Annotated in this window: 9 protein-coding genes; 5 read left to right on the top strand and 4 right to left on the bottom strand. The window is 45.1% G+C overall.

The genetic code is table 11. The annotated features are described in order from the left end of the window. Nucleotides 1–84: 84 nt before the first annotated feature. From rsmC to hemL, 3 genes are all read right to left on the bottom strand, one after another. Nucleotides 85–1,107, bottom strand: coding sequence for a 16S rRNA (guanine(1207)-N(2))-methyltransferase RsmC (rsmC, locus tag AB4329_RS01415; protein WP_017066801.1), 1,023 nt, complete (start codon nucleotides 1,105–1,107; stop codon nucleotides 85–87). 110 nt (nucleotides 1,108–1,217) lie between these two features. Continuing rightward, complete coding sequence (locus AB4329_RS01410; protein ID WP_017059406.1) at nucleotides 1,218–2,303, bottom strand: AI-2E family transporter; 1,086 nt, start codon at nucleotides 2,301–2,303, stop codon at nucleotides 1,218–1,220. Nucleotides 2,304–2,646: 343 nt separating this feature from the next. Then, nucleotides 2,647–3,942, bottom strand: a complete 1,296-nt coding sequence (hemL, locus tag AB4329_RS01405) for a glutamate-1-semialdehyde 2,1-aminomutase (protein WP_010436060.1) — start codon at nucleotides 3,940–3,942, stop codon at nucleotides 2,647–2,649. A gap of 296 nt (nucleotides 3,943–4,238) precedes the next feature. Between hemL and erpA the strand changes: the two genes are divergently transcribed. The 3 genes from erpA (at nucleotide 4,239) to AB4329_RS01390 (ending at nucleotide 9,170) form a co-directional block, all read left to right on the top strand. After that, a complete protein-coding gene (erpA, locus tag AB4329_RS01400) occupies nucleotides 4,239–4,580 on the top strand; it encodes an iron-sulfur cluster insertion protein ErpA (protein WP_004734539.1) in 342 nt (113 codons plus the stop codon). Nucleotides 4,581–4,942: 362 nt separating this feature from the next. Beyond that, nucleotides 4,943–6,067, top strand: a complete 1,125-nt coding sequence (locus tag AB4329_RS01395; RefSeq protein ID WP_017059405.1) for an efflux RND transporter periplasmic adaptor subunit — start codon at nucleotides 4,943–4,945, stop codon at nucleotides 6,065–6,067. Between the two features lie 10 nt (nucleotides 6,068–6,077). Beyond that, on the top strand, nucleotides 6,078–9,170 hold the full coding sequence (locus tag AB4329_RS01390) for an efflux RND transporter permease subunit (RefSeq protein WP_017063268.1): 3,093 nt from the start codon (nucleotides 6,078–6,080) through the stop codon (nucleotides 9,168–9,170). Between the two features lie 84 nt (nucleotides 9,171–9,254). On the opposite strand, the gene AB4329_RS01385 is transcribed toward AB4329_RS01390, so the two are convergent. Next, nucleotides 9,255–10,544, bottom strand: coding sequence for a peptidoglycan DD-metalloendopeptidase family protein (locus tag AB4329_RS01385; protein ID WP_065584911.1), 1,290 nt, complete (start codon nucleotides 10,542–10,544; stop codon nucleotides 9,255–9,257). 129 nt (nucleotides 10,545–10,673) lie between these two features. Here AB4329_RS01385 and tyrS point away from each other — a divergent pair, with 129 nt between their 5' ends. Together tyrS and AB4329_RS01375 are read left to right on the top strand one after the other, a co-directional pair. After that, on the top strand, nucleotides 10,674–11,861 hold the full coding sequence (gene tyrS / locus AB4329_RS01380) for a tyrosine--tRNA ligase (protein WP_017059402.1): 1,188 nt from the start codon (nucleotides 10,674–10,676) through the stop codon (nucleotides 11,859–11,861). A gap of 415 nt (nucleotides 11,862–12,276) precedes the next feature. Beyond that, the gene (locus AB4329_RS01375) at nucleotides 12,277–13,122 is read left to right on the top strand and encodes a magnesium transporter (RefSeq protein WP_017068902.1); all 846 of its coding nucleotides are present in this window, start codon (nucleotides 12,277–12,279) and stop codon (nucleotides 13,120–13,122) included. The last annotated feature ends 59 nt before the right edge of the window (nucleotides 13,123–13,181 follow it).

Genomic DNA, 13,181 nt, shown 5'->3' with positions numbered 1-13,181 from the left:
GTGTGCAAAAGCTCATTTTTATAGAGTTTTGACAAAAATATGAACAGACAGCGCAGATAATGACCCTGCGCTGTGCTAGAGAGGTTATTTGTTTGCGTGATAGATCGCGAATTTAGTGGTCTTATTTAGAGTCGCGCATTTTCCAAACGCTTGTTCAATAATTGGAATGTATTTTAAGAAACTATTCGCAACAATAATCATCTCACCAGAACGCTTCAAATGCTTAGGAGCCTGAGAAAGTAAGGTCTCAGTCGCGCTGTAGCTAGTGTCTAAACCTGAATGGAATGGTGGGTTACTGATGATGAACTGATAGTCTTCTGCAGTATCAGAATAGACATCGGATGCGAAGACTTTACCCGTTAAACCATTCGCTTCTAGCGTTGCTTGGCTTGATGCCACGGCAAATGCACTGATGTCGCACATTTCTAGCTCGATATCTGGGTTACGAGATGCCATCACCGCGCCCAATACGCCTGCACCACAGCCAAAATCCAGTACCTTGCCTTTTAGTTTTGGCAGAGTATCCAACAGAAGTTGGCTACCGACATCGAATTGACCGTGACTGAAGACGCCAGGAAGGCTTTTTACCGTAAGTGATTGCTCACCAATGTTAACCGTGTAGGTCTTAAACCAGTCTTGCAGGTTGAACGCTTGTGGTTGCTCGAAGCATTGACCCCAGTAGAAAGAGCAACGACGCGCTGAATCGTATTTAACAACTTTGCCGTAAGGAGCAAACATCTTCTCGATGCTTTTCACGCCTGAACGGTTTTCACCAACCACGACGATCTCGGTATCTTTGCCTAGCTTGGCAAATAGCATCGCCAACAAAAATTCCGCTTCCGCTTTGGCTTTTGGCCAGTACAACATCACTAAGTCGGCTTTGGTCTCTTCGGTAAACTCCGCACCATAAAAACGTTGGATGGTGTTGTAGCCTTCTAATTGACGGTAGTAGCTGTAATTAGAAGTAAACACAGAGACAGATTCACAATGCTTCGCTAACTCAACAGGGAACAAGTCTTCTGCCTCACCGGCAACTAAAACATGTTTGCCTTCAAAGTAGGCGAGTTGGCGTTGAGCAATCTGGCTTGGTGCAATATAAGCTGACATAGGACACTCTGTTGAATCGTTAGCAAAAAATGAGGGCGGATTTTCGCATAATCCGCCCAAAGCTTGAAGTGTTTAATACGGGTTCGCCAATCAAGTTGACGTCAAGTTCGTTAACTCTTGTCTTGCTGGTTTAAAAAGTCCTTAAACTCTTCATCGTAGATGTTGAATAGGACAATGGTAATCGCAAAAATCAATGGTCCGTAGATAAGACCAATTAGGCCAAACAGTTGAATACCACCCAATAGTGAGAAGAAGATCATCAGGGTATTCATGCCTGCACTGCCTTGCATTAGCAGCGGACGCAGAAGGTTATCAATTGAACCAACAATCGCTACACAGTAAACCGTTAGGAAAATCGCCCACGTGGTATCACCAGTTAGGAACAAGTAGGTTGCTGCTGGAATCCAGATTAATGCGGTACCCACAACTGGGATGAAAGAGGCAAAGCCCATCATAGTACCCCAGAATAGACCTGGGAAACCGGCAATCCACATACCTAAACCGCCGGCAAAACCTTGCGCGATTGCGGTTAAGAATGAGCCCATTACTGCTGATTTAGATACTTGTTCTATCTCTGTTAGAAGTTTGTCTTCTTGGCTACGAGACAGCGGCAGAATATGACGAACCACACTGATGATTTTGTCGTGATCTCTTAATAAGAAGAACAAAACGAACAGCATCAAGAAGAAATCCATCAAGAAATTGGTCGCGTCACCTAAGATTTTGGCACTGATACCAACTAGCTTAGAACCAAAGCTTGTCGCAAACTCACCGACTTTTTGTGCGATGGCTTGGGGCTCAATATTGTCGAAAGGCAGGTAGTTATTCACAAATGACAGCGCTTTGACCACTAACGGATGAGCAAACAGAGTCTGAATGCCGCCGTGTGTTACCCATTGGTAGGTGTTCTGAGAGAACAGAGAACCTTGCTGAACAATTGCTGCGAATACTGCCAATAAAGGGATAACAATAATGAAGGTCAGTATGATACAAGACAGCAGAGAGACGATGTTTTCTTTATTCGGGAGCTTTTTTTCAAGCCACTCATGGATTGGGAACATCAATAGTGAAATGATAAAGGCCATCACGATAGAGTTAACGTATGGCTCGATAAGCAAGTAACAAGCATAAGCCGCCGCGAGTAGGGCAATGATGATCACCCAGTGGCTGGAATTGATTTTGAGTTTTTCTGACACGGTAATGGTCTCTATATTTGCGTTCTGAGTTTATAATGGCTGCAAAACAGAGAGTTAGCAATGAGGAGTTTTGATAATGGGATGCTGTAATAAAGATAAGAAATGCCAAGACGAAGAACAGCAAACAAAAAAAGAGATCCCTTGGTTCAGAATGTTCCTCGGTACTTTGATGTTGTTGGTTTTTCTTTTCTGGGAACGTTAATCGCTTTTGGTTCAGCTTTAGCCTTAGTCGACGGCTAAATAAGCTGTCATATTTTTTGGCTGGTGAGCGCGATATATAAAAAGGGCTGCATTTAATGCAGCCCTAAATTCAATCGGTTAGCGACTTATAAAGTGCTTTCGATTATTTGCTTTCAGCAGCAATGATCGCAAGAGAGCGGTCGGCAGCTTCTAGTGTTGCATCAAGTTCTTTTGAACCATGAGCAAGAGAAGTAAAGCTTGCTTCGAATGCTGAAGGTGCAAGGTAAACACCGTGATCTAACATTAGGTGGAAGAAGCGCTTGAAGCGTTCTACATCACACTTAGTTACATCTTCGTAGCACGTCACAGTTTCTTGATCTGTGAAGAAGAAACCAAACATACCGCCAACTTGATGAACTAGCATCGGGATGCCGTGCTTGTCAGCAAGTTGCTTGAAGCCTTTTGCCAACTGCTTAGTTTTTGAAGCTAGACGCTTTTCGTTGCCTTCTTCTCGTAGAAGGTTCAAACATGCGTAGCCAGCAGCCATTGCAACAGGGTTACCTGAAAGCGTACCCGCTTGGTAAACAGGGCCAGTTGGTGCGATGTATTGCATCACGTCTTTACGACCACCGAAAGCACCGACAGGCATGCCGCCGCCAATCACTTTACCAAGACACGTTAGGTCTGGCTTGATGTTGTAGTAAGCCTGAGCACAACCTTCAGCAACGCGGAAACCTGTCATTACTTCATCAAAGATTAGCAATGCACCTTCTTGATCACAGATTTCACGTAGACCTTCGTGGAAGCCTTCTACAGGAGGGATACAGTTCATGTTACCCGCTACTGGCTCAACGATGATACAAGCGATCTCGCCTTTGTTTGCTGCGAAGATTTCACGTACTGAATCTAGATTGTTGAAGGTTGCTGTTAGCGTTAGTTTCGCAAAATCAGCCGGTACGCCTGGAGAGCTTGGTTGACCTAAAGTCAGTGCGCCAGAACCAGCTTTTACAAGTAGGCTGTCTGCGTGGCCGTGGTAGCAGCCTTCAAACTTAAGAATTTTGTCACGACCAGTGAAGCCACGAGCTAGACGAATCGCGCTCATTGTTGCTTCTGTACCTGAGCTCACCATACGTAGCTGTTCCATTGATGGAACCATCTCAGATACCAGTTCAGCCATTTTGATTTCAGTTTCGGTTGGAGCACCGAAGCTAAGGCCGCGTTGAGCTGCTGCAATAACTGCGTCACGAATAACCGCGTGGTTGTGACCAAGGATCATTGGACCCCAAGAGCCAACGTAATCGATATACGCTTTACCATCAGCATCAAAAATAAGTGGGCCATCAGCGCGTTCAACGAAGATTGGAGAACCACCTACGCCATTGAATGCACGAACTGGAGAGTTTACGCCACCAGGAATGGTTTGCTGTGCTTTTTCGTACAGCTCTGCTGATTTGGTCATTGATATATCCTCTTTTGACTGTCGGACCAATTGGCACGCATTGTACCTATCCCTAATCCAACTAGGAATGCTTTCGCCCAGATAATCACCCGAATCTGGTTGTTTTGTGTGGTTACACGTTTTAATTGTTAGATATTGGTGAGTTTACAGCAGTAAAAGGACCGATCCTGTGGTGAATACTTGAACGTTTCAGTCAGGTATTAGATAATCACCGGAATATAAGAAAATACTCAACAACTATGGTCTCGAATTAGATTTGTATCATGTTGTTTTTGACACAGGTAAGAGAGGTTGTCGTGAGCGAAGTAAATATCCCATTGTCTTTTTCTGATGCAGCAGCTACCCGCGTACAAACGCTAATTGCTGAAGAAGAAAACCCAGAACTAAAACTGCGTGTATACATTACAGGTGGTGGTTGTAGCGGTTTCCAATACGGCTTCACATTTGATGAAAAAGTAAATGATGGCGACACTACGATTGTAAACAGCGGTGTAACGCTGGTTGTTGACCCAATGAGCCTACAGTACTTAATGGGCGGCATGGTTGATTACACAGAAGGCCTAGAAGGCGCTCGTTTCTTTGTGAACAACCCGAACGCGACAACAACATGTGGTTGTGGTGCATCATTTAGCGTATAGCATGAGCTCAAAGCTGCATTAGCTGAAAGCCACACCAGAAGGTTGTAAACGCCGAACTTATGTTCGGCGTTTTTGTTTTTATATCCCCAAATTTCTCTTCATAACAAAGCTCCTTTCTTAGCAAGGCTCTTGTTTGTCACGCAGCCTCAAAATTGCTAAGACATATTAAGTTATTGCTTTTAAAATCATTCCAACCTTCTATTTTGTCATTTTTAGTACACGGCATATTTTTTAAACTGTCGATAGCGTCCAACTTCGTTGAGGATTGGTCTGTTAAGGTTACCTTTGTGCATAAGGAAGTTGCACATCACGCTATTAAGCCAACTAGCGCGCCTGAATGACATCGGACAAAAGGATTTGTTATGCCCACTCTATTTTCTAACTCACCACTTTTTCAGAAATTGAAGCAGCCGTGGCTGGTTTCTCTGACTCTAGTCGTGTTGTTGTCGATCTGGCTTGGTTTAGGCGTAGGGCAAGCAGAAGAGTCACCTGAAAAAAAGGCAACAGAAATTCCGCTGGCTAAGGTTTCCTTTCAAACCTTCACCTCATCACCGACCTTTAAAACGATTGATCTCTATGGAAGAACGGCGCCCGATAGGCATGCTCGTCTAGGTGCAGAAGTCGCGGGTAAGATTGTCAGATTGAATGTTGTTAAGGGGGGGATGGTTAAAGCAGGACAAGCCATTGCCCAGATAGATAAGGGTGATTTAGAGATTCAACTAGAGCGAGCATCTGCGTTATATCGCTTGAAGCAGAAAGAGTTCAAAGCGGCGCAGTCACTGAAGAAAAGAGGACTGCAAGGTGAAATCGCCTACACCACAGCTGAGGCTTCATTAACAGAAGCAAAAGCCATGATGCGCAATGCGGAGTTGGCTTTAAAGAATACTGTGATTACTTCGCCTTTTTCGGGTGTGGTTCAAGATTTGATGGTGGAGCTCGGTGATTTCGTTAGTGTTGGCGATCCTGTTGCTGGCGTGATTGACCTCGATCCTTTGGTTATTGAGGCGGATGTCAGTGAGCGTCATATCCAACATTTGCTAGTCAATCAATCTGCTTTGGTTCGTTTGTTAGGGCGAGAAGAAGCGGAAGGCCGTTTACGCTATGTTTCTCGTATCTCTTCTGTTGCTACTAATACCTTCCCAATCGAGATAGAAATCGATAACTCTAAAGGCCTATTACCAGCAGGTGTCAGTGCCGAAGTTAAACTCAACCTAGAAACAAGAGATGCAATAAAGATAACACCGGCGATGCTAGCATTGGATGAGGCGGGTAACCTAGGGGTCAAAACCTTGGTTTCAGTCGATGACTCACCAACGGTGAAGTTTGTAGGCATTCAGCTAGTAAAGGCCGAACAAGATGGAGTGTGGCTCACGGGGCTAGGTCAACGCGTCGATATCATCACAGTAGGCCAAGGGTTTGTGCGTGATGGTGATTCGGTGATTGCTGTTGAGCAAGTCGCTGAACTCTCTAACGTAACCGCAGAGTAGGAGATAACCGATGTATTCAATTATTGATGCAGCCTTGTCTCGTGCTCGAACAATGCTCTCCCTTTTAGCGTTAATCCTTGTAGCCGGTGTCGTCACCTATATCACGATACCTAAGGAATCGAGCCCAGACATTACCATCCCAATTATCTATGTTTCGGTCGGGCACCAAGGGATCTCGCCAACGGATGCAGAACGTTTATTGGTTCGACCTATTGAGCAAGAGCTGAGGTCGATTGAAGGCGTAAAAGAGATGACAGCAACCGCAGCAGAAGGGCATGCCTCTGTTGTGTTGGAGTTTAATGTTGGCGTCGATCTCACCAAAGCAATGGCCGATGTGCGTGACGCGGTTGATCTGGCTAAACCAAAACTACCAGAAGACAGTGACGAACCGACCGTAAATGAGGTGACGCTGGCTTCTGAGCAACCTGTTTTGTCTGTTGTGCTATTCGGTACCGTTCCTGAGCGCACCATAGTGCAAATTGCCCGAGAGCTTGGAGACAAATTAGAAAGCTATCGCCAAATCCTTGAAGTCGATATTGCGGGCGATCGCGCTGACATCGTCGAGATCATTGTCGATCCGTTATTGATGGAGAGCTACAGCTTAGATCAAGCGGATATCTATAATCTGATCGCTCTGAACAATCGAGTGGTGGCCGCAGGTTTTGTTGATACTGGCTACGGACGTTTTTCTGTCAAAGTCCCTTCGGTATTTAACTCCTTAAAAGACGTGCTTGAGTTGCCTATTAAAGTGGATGGCAAGCAGGTGGTCACTTTTGGCGATGTCGCTACGGTTCGTCGAGCGTTTCGAGATCCTGAAAGTTTTGCTCGTTTAGATGGCAAATCTGCGGTGGTGTTGGATATCAAGAAGCGTGCAGGTGAGAACATCATCGAAACCGTTGAGCTAGTCAAAGCGGTAATGGCTGGTGCTCAGCAGCAAGCGGAATGGCCAAATAACCTGTTGGTCAAATACACCTGGGATGAATCTAAAGATGTGAAGATCATGCTTAATGATCTGCAAAACAATATCTTATCCGCCATTATTCTGGTGGTGATCGTTATCATCGCGATTCTTGGTGTGCGTACCGCTTTGTTAGTGGGTATTTCCATTCCAGGCTCATTCCTAACCGGGTTATTGGTTCTTTCGGTGTTTGGCTTAACCGTCAACATCGTAGTGCTGTTCTCTCTGATTATGGCGGTGGGGATGCTAGTAGACGGTGCGATTGTGGTGACCGAATTTGCAGACAGGCGAATGCAAGAGGGTGAAGGGCGCAAAGCCGCTTACCGAGATGCAGCGAAACGGATGGCGTGGCCGATAACCGCATCGACTGCCACAACCTTAGCCGCATTTGCTCCGTTACTGTTTTGGCCTGATGTGACGGGCGAATTTATGAAGTTCTTACCACTAACTCTGATCGCGACTTTAACTGCATCATTGATCATGGCGTTGTTGTTTGTGCCCGTGCTGGGCGGTTTGATTGGCAAACCTCAATACGTATCGTCTAAAAGCCAAGCTCGAATGGTCGCACTGCATAATGGTGACTTTTCACAGGCTACTGGTTTAACCAAGGCTTACTACCACACGCTTTCTTTAGCGATTAAACACCCCTTTAAGATTTTGTTCAGTGCGGCACTGCTCGCGGTTGCAGTTGGTTTTACTTATTCAAAAGCGGGTCTAGGTGCAGAGTTCTTCCCAGAAGTTGATCCGCCATTCTTTAATGTCAAAGTTCGCTCGCATGGGGATCTGTCTATCCAAGAAAAGGATGACATCATGCGTGATATTGAACTGATGATGCTCAATCATGATGAGTTCGATACCGTTTACACGCGTACTGGTGGTGACGACCAGATTGGTTTGATCTCAATTACGCCTGTTGACTGGCAATATCGACGCAGCGTTAAGGCGATTATTGATGAGTTGAAGGTACAAACCGATCAATACGCTGGTGTTGAGATTGAATATAAGTTCCCTGATGCTGGGCCTCCGGTTGAAAATGACTTAGTGATTGAGCTGTCGGCAAGAACTCCAGAGCAGCTCAATCAGGCTGCAAAAATTGTGAGAGGTTGGGCTGATGGAAATAAAGCACTGACCAATATCAGCGATACTGCGAGTAAAGATGGCATCGATTGGAAGGTGGATATTCGCCGCGACGATGCTGCGCGCTTTGCAGCTGATGCGACCTTAGTGGGTAATACCGTTCAATTCGTGACTAATGGTCTCAAGATTGGTGATTATCTGCCCGATGACTCTTCAGAAGAGGTCGATATCTTGGTGCGCTACCCTAATGATAAGCGTGATATCGGGCGCTTCGACCAGCTTAGGGTGAAAACGCCAGCAGGTTTAGTACCTATTACTAATTTCGCTCAGATCGTTCCCGACCATAAGCAAGACACCATTAAACGCCTTGATGGCAAGCGTGTGGTGAACATCATGGCGGATATGGAAGAAGGGTATAACCTTGCTCTCGAACTACCAAAGATCGAACAAGCATTGAGTGAGCTAGGGCTGCCGAGTAGCGTGGAATTTCGCATCCGTGGTCAAAACGAAGAACAAGAAAACTCGTCAGCCTTTTTACAAAGTGCTTTCTTGGTTGCTTTGGCGGTAATGGCTTTGATTCTGATTACTCAGTTCAATAGCTTCTATCAAGCGTTTTTGATTCTGAGTGCTGTATTGTTTTCGACCGTTGGCGTGTTCGTTGGCTTACTGATCTTCCAACGTCCGTTTGGCATTGTGATGTCGGGAATTGGGGTAATAGCGCTCGCCGGCATAGTCGTGAACAACAACATCGTGTTGATTGATACTTATAATCAGCTCATCAAAAGAGGCTTGGACAAGCGAGATGCGATTCTAAGAACCGGTGTTCAGCGTTTAAGGCCAGTAATGCTCACGACGGTTACGACTATCTTAGGTTTAATGCCGATGGTGTTAGAGATGAACATCGACCTGATTAATCAAAAGATAGAGTTTGGCGCGCCAAGTACACAATGGTGGTCACAGCTTGCGACCGCTATTGCTGGTGGTTTGGCGTTTGCCACGGTGCTGACTTTAGTATTAACCCCTTGTTTGTTAATGCTTGGACGGAACAACAAACCTGAAAAACAGTAGCTAGTTGTGGTATGTGAGCATAAAAAAGAGCGCCTTGATGGGCGCTCTTTGCATTTTTCTATTTTGCAGTGAAGCTACAAACGCCTAGTTAGTCGCTAGTAACTGACCGTATCGCTCAAGGTTTCTTAATCGAATCTCTGAGTTGGCAATAAAGGTTGCTTTTGCTTTACCAGTTAACGACTTGGATTGAGGCAATTTCACGGTGCGCGCATTTTTATGTACGCCATTAACCAAGAATTCATAATGTAAGTGCGGGCCAGTCACACGGCCTGTACCGCCCAAAGTACCAATGGTTTGGCCTTGTTTTACGCGCTGACCGGTTTTCACCATACGTCGCTTCATGTGCAGGTACTTGGTGATGTAGGTGTTGCTGTGGCGGATGAACACGTAGTTACCATTGAATTGGTTGTAACCTGACTTCTGAACAATACCGTCACCGGCTGCCCAGATAGGCGTGCCAACAGGGGCTGCGTAGTCAGTACCGCGGTGAGCTCGAATCTTACCGGTTACTGGGTGTCTCCTGGTAGGGTTAAAGTTCGATGTTACGCGACGAAAATCAATTGGTGAGCGCAAGAACGCCTTCTTCATCGCACGACCATTTTCATCGAAGTAGTTGCCGCTTTTATCATCCAATACCGCGGTAAATGAATCGCCTTGGTTTTTGAATACGGCTGCCATGATCTTACCGCGACCAACTACTTCACCTTCAACCACTTTCTCTTGGTATAAGATTTTGAAGCTGTCGTTCTTACGAATATCTAACGCAAAGTCGATATCCCAACCGAAGATGCCGGCCAGTTCCATAATTTGGTTTGCGGTTAAACCTGCGCTGACGCCAGCGTTCCAGAAGTTAGAGGTGATGTTGGCTTCGGCATAATTGTATTGGTATACCACTTCTTTTTTGTCGAAACTTGATGAGAAAGAATCGCCAGATTTAGTGATCTTGAAGCTTTCAAACGCACTAAGTTGTCGTTTTAACTGAATAAGGTCGTTGTTTTCATCAAAGCCGAACTGCAAGACATCACCAGGTCTTAGGTTAGACAGCTGCTTCTTAATATCATTATTGGTATTGAGTAGCGTGATCAGCAGACGGTATGAGAGGCCAATACGTTCAAATAAAACAGAGGTGCTTTCGCCAGAGCGAACGGTGTATTTCTCCCAATTGAGCACTGCCGTCGGTGGAGCGTCACTTGAGCTAATAAGTGCAGAGGCATTGATAGTCAGTGGGTAATGTTTTCCCACAACTAAAGCGCCCGAATCGTCACGCAAACTGTTGACGTCGGGGAGTAAGAAAATCGCGACGAAAATTATGGCACTAAAAAATGCGATAAAAGCCCGGTGCAAAATAGGAAGGCGTGCAAAAATAGACAACATGTTCCGGTTCGTTCTGTAAATATTATGAAAATCGACGACGGAATAGTGTAACTGGTTTCAAAATACATCGCTATTCAAGTAAGATGTCTAATTAATGTATTTTTGCCAAATCTGTGGGAGTGAACAAGAATGGCGAGTATTGAAGCTGCACTAGCCGAGATCAAACGTGGCGTAGAAGAACTGATTCCAGAAGACGAACTGATTGCAAAACTAAAAGAAGGTCGTCCTTTACGCATTAAGCTGGGTGCCGATCCAACAGCTCCAGATATCCACCTAGGCCATACGGTTATCTTTAACAAGCTTCGTGCTTTCCAAGAGCTTGGTCATGAAGTGACATTCCTTATCGGTGATTTCACTGCAATGGTTGGTGACCCATCAGGTAAAAACTCAACACGTCCACCGCTAAGCCGCGAAGACGTATTGAAGAATGCTGAAACTTACAAAGAGCAAGTATTCAAGATTCTAGATCCTGCGAAGACGCAAATTCGTTTCAACTCTGAATGGCTATCTGAGCTTGGCGCTGAAGGCATGATTCGTCTTGCTTCTAACCAAACTGTTGCTCGTATGCTTGAGCGTGATGACTTCAAAAAGCGTTACGCTGGTGGTCAACCGATCGCAATCCACGAATTCATGTACCCACTTCTACAAGGTCACGACTCTGTTGCACTAGAGAGCGACGTTGAGCTTGGCGGTACTGACCAGAAGTTTAACCTTCTAATGGGTCGTGAACTGCAAAAAGCAGCAGGTCAAAAACCACAAGCGGTACTAATGATGCCACTACTTGTTGGTCTAGACGGTGTTAAGAAGATGTCTAAGTCTGCGCATAACTACATCGGTATTAGCGAAGCACCAAGCGAGATGTTTGGTAAGATCATGTCTATCTCTGACGATCTAATGTGGAGCTACTACGAGCTGCTGTCTTTCCGTCCTCTTGAAGAAGTTGCGGAACTGAAAGCTGGCGTTGATGCAGGTAAGAACCCGCGTGACGTTAAAGTGCTTCTTGCTAAAGAGATCATCGCTCGTTTCCACAGTGAAGCAGATGCTGAAGCCGCTGAGCAAGAGTTCGTTAACCGTTTTGCTAAGAACCAAGTTCCTGATGAAATGCCGGAGTTTGAATTCGAAGCAGGCCTGCCAATTGCGAACGTTCTAAAAGAAGCGGGTCTTGTAAACTCGACTTCTGATGCGATGCGTATGATCAAGCAAGGCGCGGCTAAGCTTGAAGGCGAGAAGATTGAAGACAGCAAATTCGTACCTGAAGCAGGTACTGCAGTTTACCAAGTAGGTAAGCGTAAATTTGCTCGTATTACTATCAAGTAATATTAAATCTCAATGATTTAACGAAAAGGCATCTACGGATGCCTTTTTTATTGACCCCTATTTATTGACAGGAATTTGACGAAGTTTTTGAACGGCTATTGCTACACTATGCGCGCTGTCATATTGACAGTAATTCTGGAGATTTTTATGAACAATACCGACCATCCTCCTAGTTTGAATGGAGAAGAATAACCCGTCTCGGTATTGATCTATTGTCCTGCCGTTCGGGTAGGGTATCTTTGTTTTTCCCCCTCATTCTTTTCCACACACTAGATTCTAACAAGTAGACACACCAGTAGCTTTCAGCTCTTGGTGCGCATAAATCCATAAATCCATAAATCTATAAATCTATAAATCTATAAACTTATGCTATTTGTTTTGATGGTCGTTACCTTTGCCAATCGGGAGATTCGCCATGACGGTAATGAACAACACTTTTTTATCTATTGAAGCTCTGTACTCAGAGCAAGACATCCAAGCTGTATCGAATGCATTTCAACAGTACGGACGTGAACAACAAATTAATCTTTTGAACCGAATGCCACTCGAAGATGCGGTGTTAGTGCTGGGACAATGCTCTTTGAGTACGATTCAGACTTTACTTAGTGAGTTAGAAGAGCAGGGCTTTGAGAAGCGCTCTCGACATCTAGCTCACCAACTAGGGCTGATTTACTCAGAGGTGGAGCCTCAACAGGGCTACCTTTCTACTGGCGTCATGAGCCACGTAAGGCAGCGTATCGGTTGGATTATTGCGCTAGCACTATTGGGAATTGTCTCAGGGCTTATAATTGCTCAGTATGAAGACATTCTCAGTCAGTTGGTTCTTTTGGCTATCTACATGCCGGTAATTGCTGCTGCTGGTGGTAATACCGGAACACAAGCCGCGACTTTGGTTATCAGAGCCTTAGCCACAGGTGAGTTAAAAAAACGCCAATGGGCTAATGTTCTGTGGAAAGAGTTTAGAGTTGCTATTTGTCTAGCTCTAGCGATTGCTGTAGTGATGATTGGACGTATTCTGCTATTTAGCGAAAACCAATCGACAGGTGGCTATGACATCAACATGATTGCGTTAGCGATTGCGGTAGCGCTGTTTATTCAGGTGACCATATCAACCGTGCTGGGTGGCGGATTGCCGATAGTTGCTAGGCTATTTAAGCTTGATCCAGCGGTGTTAGTGAGCCCAGTGCTTGCTTCCATAGTTGATATCTCAGGAATGTGGATCTACTTCACTGTGGTTAACTCATTCCTCGGTATCGCTTAGCTCCTATAAAAATAGGCACCTATAAAAATAGCTAAATACATCTGAGAAACAAAAATGGC

This window comes from Vibrio sp. 10N.261.54.A5 (genome assembly GCF_041471145.1).
Lineage (GTDB): Bacteria > Pseudomonadota > Gammaproteobacteria > Enterobacterales > Vibrionaceae > Vibrio > Vibrio crassostreae_C.
This window is presented reverse-complemented; position numbering and strand designations above follow the sequence as displayed.